The organism is Kingella negevensis (assembly GCF_030177895.1).
GTDB lineage: Bacteria > Pseudomonadota > Gammaproteobacteria > Burkholderiales > Neisseriaceae > Kingella_C > Kingella_C negevensis.
Genome location: NZ_CP123448.1, coordinates 1,227,750 through 1,249,358, shown reverse-complemented (window position 1 = coordinate 1,249,358; position 21,609 = coordinate 1,227,750). Strand labels below are relative to the sequence as shown.

General features: G+C 45.7%; 20 protein-coding genes, 1 tRNA gene and 1 pseudogene. 9 read left to right on the top strand and 13 right to left on the bottom strand.

Annotated elements, in window-relative coordinates; all coding sequences use genetic code 11:
* Positions 1 to 98: 98 nt before the first annotated feature.
* The 5 genes from QEO93_RS06905 to QEO93_RS06885 form a co-directional block, all read right to left on the bottom strand.
* The gene (locus QEO93_RS06905; RefSeq protein ID WP_032136862.1) at positions 99 to 1,883 is read right to left on the bottom strand and encodes a 2-isopropylmalate synthase; all 1,785 of its coding nucleotides are present in this window, start codon (positions 1,881 to 1,883) and stop codon (positions 99 to 101) included.
* Between the two features lie 238 nt (positions 1,884 to 2,121).
* Positions 2,122 to 2,265 (bottom strand): hypothetical protein, encoded by a 144-nt coding sequence (locus QEO93_RS06900; protein WP_179184672.1) that lies wholly within the window; start codon positions 2,263 to 2,265, stop codon positions 2,122 to 2,124.
* Positions 2,266 to 2,313: 48 nt separating this feature from the next.
* Positions 2,314 to 3,963, bottom strand: a complete 1,650-nt coding sequence (locus QEO93_RS06895) for an ArnT family glycosyltransferase (RefSeq protein WP_085815676.1) — start codon at positions 3,961 to 3,963, stop codon at positions 2,314 to 2,316.
* Between the two features lie 349 nt (positions 3,964 to 4,312).
* Positions 4,313 to 5,524 carry a YihY family inner membrane protein gene (locus QEO93_RS06890; RefSeq protein ID WP_032136864.1) on the bottom strand — a complete coding sequence of 404 codons (1,212 nt, stop codon included), beginning with the start codon at positions 5,522 to 5,524 and terminating at the stop codon, positions 4,313 to 4,315.
* Positions 5,524 to 6,468, bottom strand: coding sequence for a LysR substrate-binding domain-containing protein (locus tag QEO93_RS06885; RefSeq protein ID WP_032136865.1), 945 nt, complete (start codon positions 6,466 to 6,468; stop codon positions 5,524 to 5,526). Before QEO93_RS06885 ends, QEO93_RS06890 begins: the two co-directional genes overlap by 1 nt.
* 379 nt (positions 6,469 to 6,847) lie before the next feature.
* On the opposite strand from QEO93_RS06885, the gene QEO93_RS06880 reads away from it, so the two are divergent.
* The 3 genes from QEO93_RS06880 to secB all read left to right on the top strand — a co-directional run bounded on the left by QEO93_RS06880 (position 6,848) and on the right by secB (position 8,405).
* Complete coding sequence (locus QEO93_RS06880; protein ID WP_032136866.1) at positions 6,848 to 7,528, top strand: OmpA family protein; 681 nt, start codon at positions 6,848 to 6,850, stop codon at positions 7,526 to 7,528.
* 106 nt (positions 7,529 to 7,634) lie between these two features.
* Positions 7,635 to 7,895 carry a glutaredoxin 3 gene (grxC, locus tag QEO93_RS06875; RefSeq protein ID WP_032136867.1) on the top strand — a complete coding sequence of 87 codons (261 nt, stop codon included), beginning with the start codon at positions 7,635 to 7,637 and terminating at the stop codon, positions 7,893 to 7,895.
* Between the two features lie 45 nt (positions 7,896 to 7,940).
* Positions 7,941 to 8,405 (top strand): protein-export chaperone SecB, encoded by a 465-nt coding sequence (gene secB / locus QEO93_RS06870; RefSeq protein ID WP_032136868.1) that lies wholly within the window; start codon positions 7,941 to 7,943, stop codon positions 8,403 to 8,405.
* Positions 8,406 to 8,456: 51 nt separating this feature from the next.
* Here secB and QEO93_RS06865 read toward each other — a convergent pair.
* Positions 8,457 to 8,948, bottom strand: a pseudogene (locus tag QEO93_RS06865) (methylated-DNA--[protein]-cysteine S-methyltransferase); the annotation flags it as partial.
* 17 nt (positions 8,949 to 8,965) lie between these two features.
* A complete protein-coding gene (gene mltB / locus QEO93_RS06860) occupies positions 8,966 to 10,081 on the bottom strand; it encodes a lytic murein transglycosylase B (protein ID WP_032136869.1) in 1,116 nt (371 codons plus the stop codon).
* 205 nt (positions 10,082 to 10,286) lie between these two features.
* On the opposite strand from mltB, the gene QEO93_RS06855 reads away from it, so the two are divergent.
* The 4 genes from QEO93_RS06855 to dtd are packed head-to-tail and all read left to right on the top strand — an operon-like array spanning position 10,287 to position 15,339.
* Positions 10,287 to 11,873, top strand: coding sequence for a glucosyltransferase domain-containing protein (locus QEO93_RS06855; RefSeq protein ID WP_032136870.1), 1,587 nt, complete (start codon positions 10,287 to 10,289; stop codon positions 11,871 to 11,873).
* Positions 11,874 to 11,919: 46 nt separating this feature from the next.
* On the top strand, positions 11,920 to 14,202 hold the full coding sequence (locus QEO93_RS06850) for a Tex family protein (RefSeq protein WP_085815675.1): 2,283 nt from the start codon (positions 11,920 to 11,922) through the stop codon (positions 14,200 to 14,202).
* A 46-nt stretch (positions 14,203 to 14,248) separates the two neighbouring features.
* Complete coding sequence (locus QEO93_RS06845; protein ID WP_085815674.1) at positions 14,249 to 14,875, top strand: hypothetical protein; 627 nt, start codon at positions 14,249 to 14,251, stop codon at positions 14,873 to 14,875.
* A 20-nt stretch (positions 14,876 to 14,895) separates the two neighbouring features.
* Positions 14,896 to 15,339 carry a D-aminoacyl-tRNA deacylase gene (gene dtd, locus QEO93_RS06840; protein ID WP_085815673.1) on the top strand — a complete coding sequence of 148 codons (444 nt, stop codon included), beginning with the start codon at positions 14,896 to 14,898 and terminating at the stop codon, positions 15,337 to 15,339.
* A 50-nt stretch (positions 15,340 to 15,389) separates the two neighbouring features.
* Here the strand turns inward: dtd and QEO93_RS06835 are convergent, their stop codons facing one another.
* Together QEO93_RS06835 and hemA are read right to left on the bottom strand one after the other, a co-directional pair.
* Positions 15,390 to 16,874, bottom strand: coding sequence for a S41 family peptidase (locus QEO93_RS06835; protein WP_032136874.1), 1,485 nt, complete (start codon positions 16,872 to 16,874; stop codon positions 15,390 to 15,392).
* A gap of 189 nt (positions 16,875 to 17,063) precedes the next feature.
* Positions 17,064 to 18,308 (bottom strand): glutamyl-tRNA reductase, encoded by a 1,245-nt coding sequence (gene hemA, locus QEO93_RS06830; RefSeq protein ID WP_085815672.1) that lies wholly within the window; start codon positions 18,306 to 18,308, stop codon positions 17,064 to 17,066.
* Between the two features lie 210 nt (positions 18,309 to 18,518).
* Here hemA and pdxH point away from each other — a divergent pair, with 210 nt between their 5' ends.
* Both pdxH and QEO93_RS06820 read left to right on the top strand, forming a co-directional pair.
* Positions 18,519 to 19,151 carry a pyridoxamine 5'-phosphate oxidase gene (gene pdxH / locus QEO93_RS06825; RefSeq protein WP_032136876.1) on the top strand — a complete coding sequence of 211 codons (633 nt, stop codon included), beginning with the start codon at positions 18,519 to 18,521 and terminating at the stop codon, positions 19,149 to 19,151.
* Positions 19,152 to 19,255: 104 nt separating this feature from the next.
* Positions 19,256 to 19,519, top strand: coding sequence for a DUF3079 domain-containing protein (locus QEO93_RS06820; RefSeq protein ID WP_032136877.1), 264 nt, complete (start codon positions 19,256 to 19,258; stop codon positions 19,517 to 19,519).
* A gap of 38 nt (positions 19,520 to 19,557) precedes the next feature.
* Here QEO93_RS06820 and ribD read toward each other — a convergent pair whose 3' ends face one another.
* The 4 genes from ribD to QEO93_RS06800 all read right to left on the bottom strand — a co-directional run bounded on the left by ribD (position 19,558) and on the right by QEO93_RS06800 (position 21,515).
* Positions 19,558 to 20,637 carry a bifunctional diaminohydroxyphosphoribosylaminopyrimidine deaminase/5-amino-6-(5-phosphoribosylamino)uracil reductase RibD gene (ribD, locus tag QEO93_RS06815; RefSeq protein ID WP_085815671.1) on the bottom strand — a complete coding sequence of 360 codons (1,080 nt, stop codon included), beginning with the start codon at positions 20,635 to 20,637 and terminating at the stop codon, positions 19,558 to 19,560.
* Positions 20,638 to 20,774: 137 nt separating this feature from the next.
* Positions 20,775 to 20,850 (bottom strand) — tRNA-Asn (locus tag QEO93_RS06810).
* A gap of 96 nt (positions 20,851 to 20,946) precedes the next feature.
* On the bottom strand, positions 20,947 to 21,315 hold the full coding sequence (locus QEO93_RS06805; RefSeq protein ID WP_032136879.1) for a VanZ family protein: 369 nt from the start codon (positions 21,313 to 21,315) through the stop codon (positions 20,947 to 20,949).
* On the bottom strand, positions 21,312 to 21,515 hold the full coding sequence (locus QEO93_RS06800; RefSeq protein WP_032136880.1) for a hypothetical protein: 204 nt from the start codon (positions 21,513 to 21,515) through the stop codon (positions 21,312 to 21,314). The genes QEO93_RS06805 and QEO93_RS06800 overlap by 4 nt, the downstream gene beginning before the upstream one ends.
* Positions 21,516 to 21,609: the final 94 nt, after the last annotated feature.

Sequence of the window (21,609 nt, the reverse complement as noted above, 5' to 3'; positions counted from 1 at the left end):
AATGATACTGCGTTGCCAACAACCTTATGTGCTATTCGCACACGGCAGTTGTTGTCGCCTTGTCTCATTTTTATTTTAACCAACTATCAATTGATAGCTTAAATATCGCCTTGTGCTTTCACTTTGCCAGTCCCTGCCAATTTAGACAATGCGGACAAATAAGCGCGCGTGGTAGCAACTAAAACGTCCGTATCGCCACCTTGACCGTTGGCAATGCGTCCACCTTTAGACAAGCGCACCAGCGTTTCGCCTTGGCTTTCCGTGCCTTTGGTAATTGCGTTCACAGAATACAATTCTAATTCTGCGCCGCTATTGGCAACGCTTTCAATCGCTTTGAAAATCGCGTCCACAGGACCAGAGCCCGTTGCTTCGGCGCGTTTTTCTTCGCCGGCCACGCTGAACACGATTTCTGCGCGTGGCTCTTCTCCTGTTTCGGTGTAGATTTTTTGTGAGATGAATTTGTAGCTGTCTTGCGATAAGTTAGACATTTCGTCTGAAACCAAAGTGTGCAAGTCTTCATCAAAGATTTCGCGTTTTTTGTCTGCCAATTCTTTGAAACGAGCAAACGCGGCATTCAATGCCTCTTCGCTTTCTAGTTCAATGCCCAATTCTGCTAACTTGGTTTTGAATGCGTTGCGACCTGAAAGTTTGCCCAAAGTCAGACGGTTGTTTGCCCAACCCACTGATTCAGCAGACATAATTTCATAAGTTTCGCGGTTTTTCAAAATGCCGTCTTGGTGGATACCTGATTCGTGTGAGAACGCGTTTGCGCCGACCACGGCTTTGTTTGGCTGAACAGGGTAGCCTGTTACGGTGGAAACGAGTTTGGACGCTGGCACGATTTGGGTGGTGTCGATGCCTGTTTGCAAGCCGAATACATCGCTGCGCACTTTCAATGCCATCACGATTTCTTCTAGGCTAGCGTTACCTGCGCGTTCGCCTAAGCCATTGATTGTGCATTCGATTTGACGTGCGCCGCCTTGTGCTGCGGCTAGTGAGTTGGCAACAGCTAAACCCAAATCGTTGTGGCAGTGCGCTGACCAAATCACTTTGTCGCTATTTGGCGTTTTGCTAATCAGTTCGCGGAAAAAGGCTTCGGTTTTGTGCGGAATAGAATAGCCGACTGTGTCTGGAATGTTGATGGTGGTTGCGCCTGCTTCAATCACGGCGGTGCAGATTTCGACTAGGAAATCCATTTCGCTGCGCAATGCGTCTTCGCACGAAAATTCTACGTCGTCGGTGTATTCTTTGGCGATTTTGACGGCTTTCACGGCGGCTTCAAGCATTTGTTTTGGCTTCATTTTCAGCTTGTGTTCCATGTGTATTGGGCTGGTGGCAATGAAGGTGTGAATGCGGCGTTTTGGCGCGGGAGCAATGGCTTCGCCTGCTTTGCGAATGTCGTGTTCTACAGCGCGACACAGTGAGCAAACGGTTGAATTTTTGATGGTTTTGGCGATTTCGTTTACAGCTTCCCAGTCGCCTTCGCTGGCTGCGGCAAAGCCTGCTTCAATCACGTCCACGCCCATTTTTTCTAACTGACGGGCAACGCGCAATTTTTGTTCTTTGGACATTGATGCGCCTGGGGATTGCTCGCCGTCGCGCAGTGTGGTGTCGAATATGATGATGCGGTTGTTTGTGTTCATAATGGGTTTGTCCAAGTGGAATTGTTGTTTTACAAAAGCATTCAAATCCAAATATTTACCTTGCGACTGTGCCAATTCTGTGAGCTTTTGTAGTTGCGCCAAGGGTAGGGAACCGCGTGTGCGCCATTTGTAAATAGCGGCGGTGCTGGCTGCGTTGTCTGGGTCATGTGCTTTCAGGGCTTCGGCTAGGGCGTTTACGCCGCCGAAGTAGGAAATAAGTCGGTCGATGTCTAGTTGCATTTTGGTACTTTGTCTAAAAATTGAATTCAATGGGGTGGATTATACTTATTTTGGACAAGGGCGCAATATGTTTGGTTTATTTTGTCTAAAACTTATTTTCAGGCTGCGCTTTGTTAGACAATTTGTCTTTTTATTAAGGTGATTTTGGGGCGCTTGGAAGGGTTTTCAGGCTGTATTTTGGAATTTCGTCTAATTGGTGTCTATTTTTTCAGGCTGCGATTTGTGGGGTGGGTTTTATCTATGCGATTTTGCAGCCTGAAAATTGATTTTGTCTTGGCGTTGAGATTTGGTGGATAGAAAGCACGCTACGAGCTGCGATTGTGTCGGCGAACCGCCGACGCTCCATGTGAATGCAGCCTAAAAAATGGTTTTCAGGCTGCATTCACACAAAAAACACGCGCTCAGAATATGAGTGCGTGTTTTGTTTGGACTAAAACCGTTCCAACAAAACAAAGCGTTCTTGCTTGTTGCGCGGTCTACGTCCTTCCCAAATGATTTTGCCTTGCGTGGGCGTGGCTTCTGCTTGGGGATTGTAAGTAACCAATTCATATTGGCAGCCTGAATTTTTCACGTTAATCGGCAAGGTGCTGTATTGCTTCCATGCGATTCGTGCGTCTAGGTTTTCAGGCTGCGTGAAGAGACAAGTTTTGCCTGTTTGCAAATCTTGCTGCACGTTTTCAGGCAGCGAGCTTTGCATTTGTGCGACTATAGGGCGATAGCTTTTCGCTGCGTCTATCCACGGCAAAAACAGCGTCATCAGCAACGCCCAAACGAGCGTCATGCCTGCTGCCCAGTTGGTTACGGCTTGCCGTCCGCGAATGTGGCGGCGCGTGATGGCGATGAACCACATGGGCGTGAATACGATGGCGACTATCATGGGCATGGTATTGATGTCGCGTGTGTAATATGGGCTGAAATAGGCGGCGCGTTCGGCGAGTTTCACGGGGAAACCGTAGTTCATGGCAACAAAGCCTATCCACAAAAATACGGCTGCCATGCCAAATAACATTGCGCCAAACCAGTTCAGGAATGCGGCAACGCCACGGCGTAAGTTGTCCAACTGCGCTGCGCCGAGTAGGGCGAATGGGGGCAATAAAAACACGAGCAAATCTTGGTTGCGTTCGGGCGTGAGCGTGAGCAAAACGCTGTAAACGGCGCACCATGTGGCGGCGAATGCGCCTGCGCGTGTTTGCAACCATTTGCCGCGTGAAACTGTCCATGCGGCGAGAGGCAAGGCTGGGAATGCGAACCATAGAACGTGTTTTAGGTAATACGGTAGGCTAAACGCAGCCTGAAAAGTGTGTGTGCCGCCAAAACTGCCGAAAATGTGGGTTTGCATATAAAGCTGGAATGCGTTGTGTTGCGTGAGATTTAGGGCAATGGGGTAAATGGCGCACAGGGGTAGGGCGACGGCGGCGATGCTGGAAAGTGATGTGAGCAAGCGGTTGTTGTGCCAAACGGGGTGCAGCCATAACAGGCAGCCTGAAAACAACACAGCGGCTGCCATGATGATGCCTGCGGATTGAGCGAGTAACATAATGCCGAGTCCTGCGATAAGCGATGCCATTAGCACTTGTTTGTTGGCGATGGAATAGCCCCACAATGCCAAGCCTACGCCTGCGAAAATAGGGGATTTTTCGCCGACAAAATGGGCAATCGGGAGCAAGCCTGCTGAGCCGATGAGTATGAGTACGACGTTGCGCCCGAAGTGTCGTCCTAAAAAGCGATAGCCTGCCATGCCGCTGCCGAGTAAGCCGATTGTGGTGAAGGTTACGCTGGCGAAACGGGCTGATGAATAGGCGTCGGCTGCCCATGGGTGCAGCAGTTTTTGCCAGAATACGGCGAGTTGGACGTATAAGGGGGAGATGTCAAAATAGGGGTTGCCGTTGAATGTGGATAACCAGAATGTGCCTCGAGCGGCTTCTTCGATAACGGTGTATATTTTGGGTTCGGACGGTTTCCATAAATCGTGGGAAAACACGCCTGGCCATAGCCACACGAAAACGAGCAGTAGCAGAAGCCACACGTTTTCGCGTGTTTTTGGGGCAGATTGTGGCGTGTTTGGGGTGTAGGTAAGCATAATTGAGTTGGGGTAAATGCAAAGATGTGATTATAACTGATATGGTTAATGAACTTATCTTTTGCTACTGCGTTGCCAACGCCTTTATGTACTATTCGTACACAGCGGGCGTTGTCGTCTTGTATCAAAAAATAATTCTATCAACTATAAATATTTTCAGGCTGCGATTGATGAATGCAGCCTGAAAATTTTGTGAAATTGTTATTTGGTAGGGACAGGGTTTATCCCTGTCCTTTCACGTTTTTTCAGAAAAATTAAAATTTACAGCATATTAAAAATTGGACAAGGATAAACCTTGTCCCGACCAAATAGCAGTTTTGCAAAACAAAAACGCAGCCTGAAACTTTTTTCAGGCTGCGTTCAATAATTCCTGCAAACTCACTTTCATCGCTTGTGAACAAGGTTCCATCACATCGCGCAAAATTTCACCGCCGCTGGTGTGTTCGTCTTGCGCGTTGTAAACGAAAATGGCAAACAAATCCGTCAGCACAATATCCACAGGCAACCGCTTCAATTGCCAACCGTCTTTCACTTTATGCGTGTAACCTTGTTCTGACAACGTCAGCAGCAGCGTTTCTGCACGGTCGTAACCAATATTTAATTGCTGCCTGAAATCGCGAATCCGCAATGGTTTGGGCGTTCGTGCCAACAGCAACAAAATCCCAATCACATCATCAAAAATAGTGGGTTTTGCCGCGCTGCGCTGAAATGCGCTGCCGTGCCAATAATTGCAACACGCAGTTAGCAAAGCGCCTGTCAGAATAATTGTCCACAGCAAATGCAGCCACACCAAAAACACGGGAAACACGGCAAACGCGCCGTACACCAGTTCATAGCTGTTGAAGCGTTGCAAATACAGGCTGAACGCCCATTTTGCGCCCTCCAAGCAAATTGCCGTGAGTAAGGCGCAGCCAGTCGCATGGCGCAAAGGGACGTGGCAATTCGGTACGGTGCGATAAAGCAATGCTAATGCTAATGCGTCTAAAATCACTTTCCACAGCGTTTTCAGGCTGCCTGAGAGCATAGGCGAATCTAAATGCAAATGTTTGTCGCCAAAAGACAAAACGGCATCAGATAGGGAAATGCTCGCGCCAGCCAGCAACGGTACAAATACCAATAGCACGGCATACATCGGTACGCGCAACCACCAAGAACGCTGCGTTCGCACAGACCAAATGCGGTTGAACGTCTGCTCAATCGTCTGCACCAACATCAGCGAAGTTACGCCCATTGCCAGCAAGCCGACTGTGGTTAATTTACCTGCTTGCAGTTTAAATTCGTTCAAATAATCCAGCATTTTCGCTGCGCCGCTCGGCACGATAATACTATTGAGAAACAGCATAAAGGTGTCCACCATGTTGCTGAACTGCGGAAACATGGTAACTACCACCAGTGTAACTGCCAGCACAGGCACAATCGCTAGCAGCGTGGTAAATGTTAGGCTGCCTGAAATCGTGAGAATGCCCATGTCATCAAATCGCCGCCAAATAAACAGTAAAAATGCAGCAATGCGATGTTGTGCCAACTTTTTCAGGCTGTCTGAAAAATCTGTCCAAATCATCAAATAGAAAAATCCTCTACCGCTGGCGAATACATCAATTTATTGACGCGTTCGCGGTTTAAATTGGGTTCAACGTGCTGAATGAAATCATAAGTATAGCTGCAGATTAGGGTGTCGTTTCGTAGCAAGATTTTGTATTCGCATGGTTCAAATAAATATTGCACGTTAATCGCCACCAAATCGCTGTCTGCGTCTTGCTGATAGGTTGCGGAATCCAGCAAGCCCACACCCAAACCTAAGCGAATATATTGTTTCAACACTTCGCTATCGTTGGACAAAAATACGGTGTGCCATGCTAATCGCGCTCGGTTAAACGCACGGGTTGCTACTGCGCCATCGTCAAATGCAAAGCTATAGGTTAGTAAGGGTAAATCCGCTAAATCGTTTAGCGTGAATACGTTTTTTTGTGCCAACGGGTGTGTGCGCGGCATTAGCAAAATGTAGTTCCACGCGCCGCAGGATAATCGGCTTAATTCTGCCGTGGTTTCGGGTACGTCTTGCCCGATAGCTAAATCGACTTCGCCTGTCAGCACCATTTCGGCGATTTCGTCTGGGCTGCCTTGTTTTAACGTGATTTGCACATCGGGAAACGCTTTTGCGAATGCTGCCACGGTTTCAGGCAGCCTGAAACGCAAAACGGAGTGGGTTGCGGCAATTGTGAGCATGCCGCTTTGTGTGTCGCTAAATTTTGCGCTGATTTTTTTGATGTTTTGCACATGGCGCAAAATCAGTTCCGCCGTTTCCAAAATCGCTTGTCCAGCTTTGGTTACTGCCACAATCCGCTTGCCGCTGCGGATGAAGATTTGTGCGCCCAATTCGTCTTCCAGCAGGCGAATTTGTTTGGAAACACCAGGTTGCGAAGTGAACAAAGCGTCTGCCGCTTCTGATACGTTCAAATTGCGGCGAAACACTTCCACCGCATAGCGCAGTTGTTGCAATTTCATGCGAACCTAATCCTTTACACAAAGCAAAATAAATACAAATGTAGCACGTGCAAGCGTGTTAATTCTAGTAAAATAACCAATTGATACGACATACCCTTATTTTCAGGCAGTCTGAAAGCGGAAAAATGTGTTGTGTTTATGCAACTGCGTTGTGTTAAATTCCCAAAAAAACACACAAAATATATGACAAATAACAGGCAGTTGCGGTATCGTGCAGACACTGTAAAACTGCCTTTCTATTGACAGAAACGCTGCAAATTCTTATAGTAGGCATTGGTAAAAATTAGGTTTGCGTCAAAGCCAGTTAGATAGCAGCCTTAACTCAACGTGTGGCAGGTGTAAAATCCGCTACAAAATCATTTCTTGATGAGGGAATAAAATGACTAAACAAATTAAATTAAGCGCGATGATGGTTGCCTTGTTGGCTTCTACTGGTGCAATGGCTCACGATATTCATGGTTACACTGTTAGCGAGCAATCAGGTGAAGTTGTACGTAACAACTACGGTGAATGCTGGGAAAACACATACTTGAACAAAGCAGCTAACGGCTTGGTTGAATGTGGCGACCGTGCTGCTGCAGTAGAACCAGAATACGTAACTGTTACTCAAAACGTAACTGATACAATTTCATTGAAATCTAACTTCTTGTTCGGTTTCGATAAAGACCAATTGCGTCCTGAATCAGTTGCTACATTGGACACATTGGCCGCTCGTTTGGCTGGTAGCGAAGTTCAATCTGCTCGTGTTGAAGGTCACACTGACTTTATGGGTACAGAAAAATACAACTTGGCTCTGTCTCAACGCCGTGCAAACGCAGTTGCTAACTACTTGGTTGGCAAAGGTGTTCCAGCTAGCAAAATCACTGCAGTTGGTTTGGGTGAAAGCCAAGCTCGCATGACTGAACAATGTCAAGCTGAGGTGGCTAAATTGGGCGCTAAAGTTTCTCGTGCGAAAAAACGTGCTGCGTTGATTGCATGTATCGAACCAGACCGTCGCGTAGACATCATCGTTAATTCTTTGGTAACTAAACAAGTTCGTCGCCAAGAATTGGTTAAATAATTTTGAGTTTATTCAAAATCATCTGACATATAAAAAAGCCAGATTCTATTTTTTGGAATCTGGTTTTTTCACAGTTTCAGACAGCATGAACATGAAAGGATAATTAATGCAAACAGTAAAAATGTATACGGGTGCATTTTGTCCTTATTGCACCATGGCAAAGCAATTTTTGAAACAATTTGGCGTATCAGAAATTGAAGAAATCCGAGTAGATAAAAATCCTGCCGATTTTGCTGAAATGCAGCAAATCACAGGGCAACGCAGCATTCCGCAAATTTTTATCGGCGAAACTCATGTGGGCGGATTTACGGATTTGTACGCATTGCATCAACAAGGCAACCTGCAACCCTTATTAAATGGCGAATGATTTTTTCAGGCTGCCAAACCCTATTTTTAAACAAAGGAATAAAACATGAGCAACGAAAACCAAGCCCCTGTTCAAGCGCAAGAAAACGCACCAGCTTTTAGCGTAGAAAAATTATACGTAAAAGACTTGTCTTTGGAAGTGCCACACGCACCAGCGATTTTCTTGGAACAAGAAACGCCAGAAGTGGATATGCGCATCACAACCAACCACGATAAAATCGAAGAAGGTTTCTATGACTGCAGCATCACGGTTACCGTTACTGCTAAATTGTCAGACAACCGTGTGGTATTTTTGAGCGAAGTGACTCAAGCGGGTATTTTCCAAGTAGCCAATATCCCAGAAGAAGACATGAGCTTACTGTTAGGCGTGGCTTGCCCGAACATCTTGTTCCCTTACGCTCGTGAAGCAGTTTCTTCAACTGTAACACGTGCAGGCTTCCCTCCAGTATTGTTGGCACCAATCAACTTTGATGCGATGTATCACCAAGCTCAAGAGCAAAAAGCGCAATAATTGCAGCCTGAAAAAAACCAAGTATTGAAAAATACTTGGTTTTTTTGTTGCTTAAAACAAAGCAGGCGTTTGCCGTTCCAAATTCAGCAAAAATTGCTTGCGCGACAATCCACCCGCATACCCCGTCAAATGACCACTGCTACCAATCACGCGATGACACGGAATCAAAATAGAAATTTTATTTTGTCCATTCGCCGAAGCCACCGCACGAATCGCTTTTGGATTGCCCAGTTTTTCAGACTGCTGCTTATAACTTAGCGTTTCGCCATACGGAATTTGGCATAAAATCTGCCAAACTTGCTGCTGAAACGGCGTACCAATCGGGTCTAACGGCACAGAAAAGTTTTTCAGGCTACTTGAAAAATACGCAGCCAATTCCGTTTGCAATAATTGAACGTGCTGTGGATTAGTGCAATCTTCCGCTTTCCGCGCTTTTTCTACTGCCGCTAATTCGCGTGGCAACTGAGTTTGGTCGGCAAATTCCAGCAAACACAAGCCGTGCTGGCTAAACACAGCAACCATGTCGCCAAGCGGTGTGGGAATAATGATTTGCTGCATGGTTACAGTCGTCCGCCCAAACCGTTAGCAATATCGCGCACAGCAGTTACATACATTCGGCTGTGATTGTAGTTCCATACGGTGTAGAAATTGTTTAAGCCGATGAAGTAATCATATTGGTTTGGCGCAACTTCTAAGCGATAGAGCAGGGCGCGTTCGTTGTCTGCCACAGGTTGCAGCGGTTGAACGCCCATTTGACGTAATTGCCCAACGGTGTAATTGAGCGCGGTATTTTCTTCTGTGAGCTTGATGATTTGCGCGGTTTCTTGCACGGCTGCTGGCACAATCATTGGCTTGCCTGTTTGCCAACCGTGTTGCTTCATGTAATTGCCCACGCTGGCGGCTACGTCTGCTTTGCTTGACCAAATGTTGCGTTTGCCATCGCCATCTGCATCAACGGCGTATTGGCGGAAGCTGGACGGCATGAATTGCGGCATGCCCATTGCGCCTGCAAAGCTGCCTGAAAAGCTGAATGGGTCGCGGTTTTCTTCTTGCGCCATTTTCAGAAATTCGCCCAATTCTTTTTGGAACAATGCGCCGCGACGTGGGTAGTCAAACGCGAGTGTGGCGAGTGAATCGGCGGTGCGGACATTGCCTGCATTTTTGCCGTAGTTGGTTTCAATGCCTAAAATGGCAACAATCAGCTCGGCTGGCACGCCATAACGATTGGCGGCGGCGTTGATTGTGCTGCGGTTTTGTTGGTAGAACGTGCGTCCTGGGTTGATTTTGGCTGCGCCTGAATTGCCTGTTTTGAATTTGTACCACGGGGTTGATGTGGCGGGGCGGTTCATGGTGTTAATCAGGTTACCGCGATAGTTTACTTGTGAAAAGAAGTTGGTTAGATAGTTGATGTCTAAGCCGTTTTTTTGGCTTTGGTATTGGATAAAGGCTTGTACGTTTGGATTGGCGAGGAAACCTGTTTGTGAAACGGGTGCGCTGTTTTGGTTGAAAAATGGGTTTTCAGGCTGCGTATTTTGGGCTGGTGTTACAACGGTTGTTTTTTTTACCAAAATGTCTTTTAATGGGTCTTGTGTTTGTGTGGTTTGGGTTGCCGTTGGTTCGCTGGAACAAGCGGCAAGAATGAATGCGGTTGTGATGGTGTAAGCGATTTTTTTCATAAAAATTCTATGTTTGGTTCAAAATAAGGGATTGAGTTTAACAAATTATGGGGTGTTGTGTAAGGCTTACAGCCTTAAAGTTTGGCGAAACTTGGGCGTTCTGTTTTATTTGTTCGTAGTTTTGTAAAGATTTGCAGCCTGAAAATGATAAAATGCTGGATTTTCAGGCTGCCTGAAATAATAAAAAAACATGTGAGGTAGAAATATGAGTACTTTAAAAAAAGTAACACTATTTAAATGGCTAAATTTAAACAAATATTTTTTTGAATTTAAAAAAGAAATTAACCACTATTTTAATCAGCAAGCTATTTATCCTTTATTATTTATTTCAGGAATCTACTTACTGGCATATTCAGCACTATTCTTGGCCAATGTATATTTTGGAGATGATGTATCACGCTCAGTAACAGGTGAACGTGGTTGGGATAATTTTAGTCGCCACACAACTAATTTTTTAGCAACAATATTAAATTTCAGTCCTAAATTAACAGATATTTATCCGCTAAATCAGCTTATAGCAACAGCAATTATGGCAGTTAGCTCATATGTTTTAGCTAGGCTTTTTTTACAAGGTAAACATAATTACCACATTTTCGCAGCCAGCACGATATTAGGATTAAACCCATATTTTTTAGCAAATATCAGCTATAAATATGATTCTCCATTTATGGCATTGGCGATTTTATCTACTATCTTTCCATTTATTTTTTGGAAAAACAGAGCATTATTCTCTGTTATATCCGTTTTGAGCTTGTTAGTTATGTGGACAACTTATCAAGCAGCTAATTCAATCTATATGCAGGTTATGATTTGTTTAGTGATGATGAGTTATTTTCAAAATGGAACAATGAATAAGCAAATAAATAAAAATATTATTGCTGCTATTTTGTCTTTCTGTGCAGCAGTTATTATGTTTAAATTGTTTTTTTATCAGAAAAGCACAGAAGCTTATGTTGATACTGGTTTAGCTTCTAGTCTAGGAATAGCACTGCTAAATCTTCATATTTATATTAAAGAAATTACTTCATATTTTAGTCATTCAAGTACCATTATCTTTTGCGAAGCGATTTTACTCATCTTTTTTTATCATGTTTTTAATCGAACAAAAGCAAGAAAAGATTTTATCATTGCCATAATGACAACTATTTTAATGCTTGTTTTTTCATATGGATTATATTTTATTTTAGATAGACCATTATTTAAACCAAGAGCCTATAATGGAATTGGTGCATTTTTTGCATTATTAGCCATTATGAATATTAGTTTATCAAGTCAGTTTTTATTAACAAAAATTGCTAAATGGGTTAATGGATTATTAATTTTTAATTTAATGATTATCGCCCTATCCTATGGTAACGCATTGAAAGAATATAAAAAATATGCCAATTTTAGAATTGAATTGGTTATGTCAGATTTAAATCATCTGCCTATTGATTCATTTAATTATCAAAAGCCAATACAAATAAAATCTAATCCACTTTCTGATTTGCCTTCTGTAACGCAAAATAACGCAATAGTATTTCCCGTTATTGATAAATTAATATCAGGTCAAGGTTTTTGGCATGGGACTTACACCATCGCAACACATTATTTTCCTGATAACACCTATGACACCCACTTATTAATTCGGAAGCATAGAGTTAGAGGTTGCGATATGAATAATAAAAATGCCCCGATTATTCGAACCATAGATACAATTCACCACACTATTTATCAGTATCCTGATAATTGTTTTCAAGTTGAATTTAAGCAAATGAGACCAGAATCTGCGATTCAATCTCCTAAAAACTAATTTTCAGGTAGCCTGAAAATCTTTTTTTAACGAAAGTAATAACTTAATGAATATTAACCAAATCATCGCAACCGAATTACAAGCAACCGAAACCCAAATTCAGGCAGCCATCGCGCTGTTAGACGAAGGCGCAACCGTCCCCTTTATCGCGCGATACCGCAAAGAAGCAACAGGCGGACTGGACGACACGCAACTGCGCACGCTTGCCGAGCGTTTGCAATATTTGCGCGAATTGTTAGACCGCAAAGCTACCGTACTCAAAAGCATTGAAGAACAAGGAAAACTCACGCCCGAATTGCAGGCTGCCATTGACCAATGCGACAACAAAACCGCGCTGGAAGACCTGTATTTGCCCTACAAACCGAAACGCCGCACCAAAGCACAAATTGCGCGTGAAAACGGTTTGCAAGATTTGGCGGACACCATTTTCAGGCAGCCTGAAAACGACCCCGAAGCCCTTGCTGCGCCTTTTATCAACGAACAAGTGCCTGATGTTAAAGCTGCTTTGGACGGTGCGCGCGCGATTTTGATTGAGCAATTTGCCGAAGACGCGGAATTGATTGGCGCGTTGCGTGAAAAATTGTGGAACGAAGCACAAGTTCACGCGCAAGTGATTGCTGGCAAAGAAGAAAGCGGCGAAAAATTCAAAGATTATTTTGATTATCGTGAGCCAATTCGCGCCATGCCAAGTCATCGCGCTTTGGCGGTTTTGCGTGGGCGCAACGAAGAAATTTTGACTGTTTCGCTGAAATATCAGCCCGATGAAACGCCTGTTACCGAGCAATCGGATTATGAAAAAATCATCGTTAATCATTTCCAAATTGCCAATGAAAATAAATGGTTGCGCGATACGGTTCGCTTGACTTGGAAAGCGAAAATTTTTCTGTCGCTGGAATTGGAAGCGTTTTCCAAATTGAAAGAATTGGCGGACACTGACGCGATTACCGTTTTTGCGAAAAATCTCAAAGACTTGCTGCTGGCTGCCCCTGCTGGGCGTTTGCCGACTTTGGGTTTAGACCCAGGCTATCGCAACGGCGTGAAATGCGCGGTGGTGGACGATACGGGCAAATTGGTGGATACCGTCATCGTGTATTTGCACCAAGAAAACAAAATGTTAGCTGATTTGTCGCGCATGATTAAGCAGCATAATGTCAAATTGATTGCGATTGGCAACGGCACAGCAAGCCGCGAAACGGACAAAATTGCGGGCGAAATTGTCAAAATGCTGCCTGAAAATGGGTTGCATAAAATTGTCGTTTCCGAAGCAGGCGCGTCGATTTATTCCGCGTCTGAATTGGCGGCGGCGGAGTTCCCCAATTTGGACGTGTCGTTGCGTGGCGCGGTTTCCATTGCGCGCCGTTTGCAAGACCCATTGGCGGAGCTCGTGAAAATTGACCCGAAATCCATTGGTGTGGGTCAGTATCAGCACGATGTGAATCAATCGCAGTTGGCGAAATCACTGGACGCGGTGGTGGAAGATTGCGTGAATGCGGTGGGCGTGGACGTGAACACGGCTTCTGCGCCGTTGTTGGCACGAATTTCGGGTTTAAATCAAACGCTTGCAAAAAATATTGTCGCGTATCGTGATGAAAATGGCGCGTTTAAATCGCGCAAAGCCTTGATGAAAGTGCCGCGTTTGGGCGCGAAAACGTTTGAGCAAGCGGCAGGATTTTTGCGGATTAACGGTGGTACTGAACCGCTTGACGCGAGCGCGGTACACCCCGAAGCGTATTCGGTGGTTGAAAAAATGTTGGCACAACAAGGTATTAGCGCGGCGGAATTGATTGGCAATCGCGAAAAAGTGTCACAAATCAAAGCGACTGATTTTATTGATGAACGCTTTGGTTTGCCGACCATTATGGATATTTTGGCGGAATTGGAAAAACCAGCGCGAGACCCACGCGGCGAATTTAAAATGGCAAGTTTTACCGAAGGTGTGAACGAAATCAGCGATTTAGAAGTTGGCATGATTTTGGAAGGCGTGGTGTCTAACGTGGCGAATTTTGGCGCGTTTGTGGATATTGGCGTACATCAGGACGGTTTGGTGCATATTTCTATGTTGTCAAACAAGTTTGTGGCTGACCCACGTGATGTGGTGAAAGCTGGCGATGTGGTGAAAGTAAAGGTGTTGGAAGTCGATGCGGCGCGTAAACGGATTGCGCTGACGATGCGTTTGGAAGAGGAAAAGCAGCCTGAAAAGGTTGAGAAGAAATCAGAAAAACACGTGGAAAAACCACGTTCAGGCAGCCTGAAAACGGCGAAACCGCAGCGCGAAAAACAGCCAGTCAATTCGGCAATGGCGGACGCTTTTGCGAAATTGAAACGTTAAATGAATTAGGCAGCCTGAAAGATTTTTTCAGGCTGCATTAAAGGCGTTGCGTGCGCCTGATGCGTTTTTGCCGACTCGTTTGCAGAATTTGGAATTGAATTTGCGCAAATATGTTTTGCAGGATTTGCTGGCTGAAAAAGATGAAGAAGAGTGTGAGCGAATTATCCATTCTGTGATAAACAAATTGAATAATCAGAATTTGATAAGGGTTGATGCGGAACGAGGAACGATTGAATACAAACTGAGCGATGAAGATTTATTATTGAAAATTCAACGGTTTGTTTTGAATGAAAAGCCAACGGATTTTGCTGATTTTCAAGCTGCGGTGCAACAGCGTGCACAAGCGCTTTGTTTGCAAGTGAATGACAGTGATATTCAGAAATTTGCGCGTTATTTGCGTGAACAGGATTTGATTAGGCAAAATAATGGAAAGATTGAATATGCGCCGTTTATCACGCAGCCTGAAAAAACGCAGTTTGATGACAAATTGCAAAAGGTATTGGCGGCGCTTGCTGTTGCCAAAAATAAGCGACTGACTAAGTTGAGAGCGTTGCAGAATGTGATTAAATCGCATACTCAATATGGCGATAAGGAGGCGGAACGAATGGTTCAGTATTTGCAGGAAAAGAAATATATTCAAATAGATGGGACGAGTGTTGTTTACAAGAAATAATGCAGCCTGAAAGGAATAAAATGATTGCCTTAATTCAACGTGTTACGCAAGCGCAAGTGAGCGTGGATAATCAAGTGGTGGGTAAAATTGGCAATGGTTTGCTGGTGTTGCTGGGAGTGGAGCAGGGCGATACGCGTGAGCAGGCGGATAAGCTGCTGAATAAGGTTTTGGCGTATCGCGTGTTCTCTGATGAACAGGGCAAGATGAATTTGAATGTGCAACAAGCGGGTGGCGCGTTGTTGGTGGTGTCGCAGTTTACGCTGGCGGCGGATACCAGCAAGGGTTTGCGCCCGAACTTCTCGGGTGCGGGTAAACCTGATATGGCACGTGAATTGTATGATTATTTTTGTGTGCAGTCGGCAGAGAAAATTGAAACAGCAACAGGGGAATTTGCGGCGCATATGCAGATTTCGCTGACGAATGATGGGCCGGTTACGTTTTGGTTAAATGTGTCGCCGCAATAAGAAAAAGCAGCCTGAAAAATTGTTTTCAGGCTGCTTTTTCTTATTGCAGATTATTTTTTCTTAGCTGTTTTGGCTTTAGCCGCAGCTTCTTTTTTCGCCGCTTCGCCTAAAGATTGTTGCCATTGCGTTGGATTTTTCAGCAAATCCAATGCTTTGCGCAACTGTTCATCTTTTTCAGGGTTCGGCTTTCTGCGTGAAGACAGTTCTTCCAAACTTGGTTCGCTGGCGGCTTCCACTTTCACTTCAGACGCAGTCTGAACAGGTTCAGATGCTTGTTTTACCACGCCGCCTTTCACATCGTCCGCGCCTAATGGGTTGCCGATGTGTCCATCTAAATCGGCTTCACGGCTTTCAAATGTGCGTGTTTTATCAACCACTTCTACATCTGGCACAATGCCGACTGCTTGGATTGAGCGGTCGTTTGGCGTGTAATACAGCGCAGTGGTGAATTTCACGGCGGTTTCTTTGCTGATTGGAATCAGCGTTTGCACTGAGCCTTTGCCATAGCTGCGGGTTCCCACAATTACGGCGCGTTTGTGGTCTTGCAATGCGCCTGCCACAATTTCTGAAGCAGATGCTGAACCTGAGTTAATCAACACGGTAACGGGTGCGGTTTTAATTTCGCTTGGCAATTTAGACAATGGGTCTGTGCCTGATTTTACAATGTAATCTTCAGGCGTGTTTTTCAGCGCACTGATGATTTTGTCGCCACGCCCCTTGGTGCGGACAATCACATCATCTTTTGGCAAGAATACGGAAGACACGCCCACTGCGCCATTGAGCAAGCCGCCTGGGTCATCGCGCAAATCCAGCACGATGCCTTTGAGTGCGCCGCCGTTTTCTTTGGTTAAGTCGTTTACGGCTTGTACTACGTTATCCACGGTTGGCGCTTGGAATTGGGTAACGCGAATGTAGCCGTAACCGCCGTCCAATAGGTGCGAGCGAACGCTTTTCACTTTGATGATGGCGCGTGTTAATTGCACTTCAATCGGTTTGCTTGCGCCTTTGCGTGAAAGGGTGAGTGTGATTTTGGTGTTGGGTTTGCCGCGCATTTTTTTCACGGCTTCGTTCACAGACAAACCGCGTGTGGATTCGCTATTGATTTTGACGATGTAGTCGCCGCTTTTTACACCTGCGCGTTCTGCTGGGGTGTCTTCAATCGGGGCGATGACTTTCACAAAGCCGTCTTCTGCGCCGACTTCCATGCCCAAGCCGCCAAATTCGCCTGTGGTGGCTTCTTTCATGGATTCGTAGGCTTTTTTGTCCAGATATTCTGAATGGGGGTCTAAGCCTGAAACCATGCCTTTCATGGCGTTTTCTAGCAATTTTTCATCGGGTTCATCGCGCACGTAATTGGCTTTGATTTGTGCGTACACTTGCGCCATGGATTCTAGTGATTTAATCGGCAAGCCTTGCGCTTTTTCTTTGGGTGCAGGTGTGTCGGCAGCGATGCTCTGTAAACCAATGCTCAGGGCTAAACCACTCAATGCACCTGCGGTGTAAATACTGATTTTTTTCAAAGTTGAAGAAGACATATTTTGGTATTTTTTCCTATTTTTTCAGGCTGCGTTTTCAGACTGCCTGCGTTTTTATCAATGTGTGTAAGATTAGGCGATTTTGTAAATGAAGAAAAGACGTTTATCGCAAAAAGATGAAAATTTATTGCAATTATAACTTCAGGCAGCCTAAAAATATGTTTCAGGCTGCCTGATTATGTATTTATCTTAATGGTTTAAATGATAAACCTGCGATAACGTACTCACCACATGCGTATCATGCAAACTGGCTTTATTCAACGCACGAGTAGGCGAATGCAGCAATTTATTGGTTAATTGCACCGACAAGCGTTCTAACACTTCTTCAGGCGGTGTGCCTTTTGCCAACTGACGAATCGCGTTATTTAACACTTGCTGACGCGCACGCTCGCCTTCATCGCGCAGAGCGCAAATCAATGGCACACGTTGGCGTTGTTGCTGCCACGCCAAAAATTCATGCACTTTGGTTTCTACCATGGTTTCAGCCGCTTCAGCCGCCGCCGCGCGCGCTTCTTTGCCACTTGCCACGCGTTCCGCCATATCATCAACGGTGTGCAACATCACGCCAGCCATGTTTGCCACGCTCGGTTCAACATTGCGCGGCACAGCCAAATCCAACACAAACATCGGTTTTGCGCCGCGTTGTGCAGACGCAGCCTGAATCATCTCTTGCGTGATAATCGGCGTTTGGCTTGCTGTGCAAACCACAATCACATCGTAGCGCGACACGATTTCAGGCAGCACATCTAATTTACACGCTTGTGCGCCGTGTCCCAATTTGCTGCACAAATGGGTGGCGCGAGTGAGCGTGCGGTTGGCAACCATTAACTGTTTTGGCGAACGTGCAGCGAAATAAGTTGCCACAGATTCATTCATTTCGCCTGCGCCGACAAACAGCACGTTCAGGCTGCTGATGTCGCCTACAGATTGCTCTGCCATACGCACGGCGGCTGATGCCATAGACACCACGTTGTCGCCCACGCCGCTTAAGCTGCGAACTTCTTTTGCAGCCTGAAAAGTGCGTTGGAACAGGGCGTTCAACCATGTACTAACGCCGTCTTGTTCACGCGCCACGCGTACGGCTTCTTTCATTTGCCCCAAGATTTGCGGTTCGCCCAGTACCATGCTGTCCAGACCACAGGCTACTCGGAACGCGTGGCGAATGGTGTCGCCGCAACCCAATACATACAAATACGGGCGGATTTCGTCCACATTCACGTTTTTATAGCTCGCCAACCAGTCAATAATCAGCTCGCCTTCGCCCACGCAATAGAGTTCTGTACGGTTGCAAGTGGATAGGATAACGGCTTCGGCTGCGACATTTAAACTTAAATCGCGCACAGCGTCTGCCAACGAGTCGGCGGTAAATGCCAGTTGCTCGCGGATATGCACAGGCGCGGTTTGGTGGTTGAGTCCAATAACAGTGAGTTTCATAATGTAGTGGCTTGTTTTTATGTTTAGTTGGGCGCGATTATAACGAAAAAATTAAAGTGTGTTAAATGGTTTAACCTTTTGACTATTAAATGATAATTTATCTCAATTAGCCTTGAAATTAACGTATTTTCACAAATTGGCGCAAGGGTTTCTATCTGAAGTTGATAGGTCTATAATATGCGCTTTCCAAGAATATTTTGGCGCGTTACCATGGATTTGCACGACATTAGACAGGATTACAGCAAACGCGAGTTGTCTAAAAAACACTGTTTGGACAACCCGATTGCTCAATTTGAACAATGGATGAACGAGGCGATGGCATCGCAAGTGCCTGAACCGACTGCAATGAACGTGGCAACGGTGGATAAAGATGGTCGCCCTAGCAACCGAATTTTGTTGCTCAAAGAAGTGAATCAGCAAGGTTTTGTGTTTTTTAGCAATTACCACAGCCGTAAAGGTCGCGCATTGGCGGCGAACCCTTTTGCTTCGCTAACGTTTTTTTGGGCGGAATTGGAACGCCAAGTGCGCGTGGAAGGACGAGTAGAAAAGCTGCCAGAGCATTTATCTGATGAATATTTTGACAGTCGCCCTTACACCAGTCGCGTGGGTGCGTGGGCGAGCGAGCAAAGCCAAGTGATTGCGAACAAGCAAGTGATTGTGGCGCGCGCGGCGATGTTTGGTGCGCGACATCCGCTTCATGTGCCGCGCCCTGAACATTGGGGCGGCTACCTTGTGATTCCAGACCGTGTGGAATTTTGGCAAGGTCGCCCAAGCCGTTTGCACGATAGAATTGTGTATCGCTTGGAAAACGGCAACTGGATTAAGGAACGACTTGCACCTTAGGTTTTCAGGCTGCGTAATATCATCAAAATAACCAAAATATTTGTTTTCAGGCTGCAATCTAAACGCAGCCTGAAAAATAACCATAAACAAGATGAACTGAAACAATGGCAAAAAAATTCCCTATTACCCCAAAACGCCCCGAACGCATTTGCTGGGGTTGCGACAAATATTGTAAAGACGATGATTTAATGTGCGGCAATGGCTGCGAACGCATTCAACACCCGATTGAATTAGACGGTCCAGAATGGTACAAAAATGGCGACTGGTCGGACTTGTTATCTGAAGAGCAGCAAATTGAACTAGGTTTGAAAGAAGCACCGAAACCCACAAAACCACATATTAAAATTCCGATTAAACGTGCAGATTAAAAAATGCAGCCTGAAAATCATTTTCAGGCTGCATTTTCTTATCTTCTTCGCAAAACCCACTTCACATCATCGCCCATCGTTTCCAGCGAAACTGTGCGCCAATCTCCGTCTTGCGCCAAAACCTGCACATTTTCAGGCAGCCTGAAAGCCTGTTTACCCGTTTCCCCCAACAATTTTGGTGCTTGATAAATCACTAATTCATCAGCCAAATCTTGTTTCACAAATTCCGAAACCACCGTAGAACCTGCTTCCACCAACAATTCGCCCACATTTTCACGCGCCAAAATCTGCAAAACTTGCGTCAAATCCCGATTTTCAGGCAGCCTGAAAACGCGAACATTCGCATATTTCGCCACCCAATCAGGCGCGTCTGCCAACGAAAATACCCACGTTTGCCCACCGTCTTGCACCACATTTGCACTTTCAGGCAGCCTGAAAATGCTGTCTAACACCACACGAATCGGTTGGCGAATCGTCTCAAAATCACGCACATTCAAGCGCGGATTGTCCGCCAAAATCGTGCCAATCCCCGTTAAAACCGCGCAACTTTCCGCACGCAAAACTTGCACATCATGCCGCGCCGCCGCGCCTGTAATCCAAAAGCTGCGCCCGTCTGCCAATGCTGTTTTGCCGTCCAAACTTATCGCCACTTTTACGCGGACAAACGGGCGTTCACGTTCAATGCGCGACAAAAATCCGCGGTTCAATTCACGCGCTTCGGCTTCGTATAAACCGTGTTGCACCGCAATCCCAGCTTCTGTCAACATTGCCAAACCTTTGCCAGACACCAGCGGATTAGGGTCTTGCATGGCGGCAACCACACGCGCCACGCCTGCTTCAATCAGACCTTTGGCACACGGCGGCGTGCGTCCGTAATGCGAACATGGTTCTAGCGTAACGTAAGCTGTTGCGCCACGCGCCAATTCGCCAGCCTGCCGCAGCGCGTGAACTTCGGCGTGTGGTTCGCCAGCGCATACATGAAAGCCTTGCCCGACAATTTGCTCGCCGCGCACAATCACGCAGCCCACACGCGGATTGGGGGAAGTGGAAAAGCGTCCTTGCCACGCCAATTCTAGGGCGTGGCGCATGAATTGTTCGTCTTGTTGAGAGAATGTCATGTTATTACCTTTTGTGTTTTCAGGCTGCAATTAAGGTGTGAATATTTTGAGATGAGAAAGAGTGTAATGCGTACGCGAAAGGTTGAGCAATAGACAAAAAATTAGAGAGCTAGATAAATTATCTAGCTCTCCATATTTGGCTCCCCGAGCTGGGCTCGAACCAGCGACCTGCGGATTAACAGTCCGTCGCTCTACCGACTGAGCTATCAGGGAATGAAGACTGAATTATATATGAATTCTGAAAACAGTCAAACTCTATTCGTGATTTATTTTGTATAAATTTTATAGTTTATTGTTTATAAATAAAATTTAGTTTTTAATTTTTTGCTTGCTGATGGCTAAATAGAGTGCAACGCTTACGCCAATCATGTCTGCCAATGCATCAAATGGGTCGCCTTGTCGTGTTTTTGTGAGCAAATATTGGGCGATTTCGCTGCAAATGGCGTACACCAACCCAAAAATAAATAGGGTGCGTATGGGTACTTTGAGCGATTCGGTGAGCCATGCTTTTGCCAGTAGCCATGTTTGGGCGAAAAAGAGTAGGCAGTGGGCGAGTTTGTCAAAATGGGGAAAGGGTGGCGGTGTTTGGCTGGTGCTTTCGCGGAAAATCAGGGAATAGATGCCTGCGATAAACCACAGCACACCCAAAACAAGCCATTTGTTTTTTGGGAGTTTCATGCGAGTTCGTCTAGAAAAATTTGGCATTGGTCGGCGAGTTTGGTGAATTTGCCGCCGCGTTGTTTAAGTATGTCGCGCCATTGGGCGATTTCTTCGGTGGTTGGGGCTTCGTCTAGGCTGCATTCTTCTAGGAAAAATTGGAGGGTTTCTTGCGCTTCGCCGTAGCTTTCGGTTTGCATGAGTTGGTTGAGTTCGTTCATTTTTCAGGCTGCCTTTTGGCTGTTTTAAATGGGAAAAATGGGATTTTAGCATGCGTTGGCAGTTGGGGCGGTTTTGTGGGAAAATTCGGGAAAT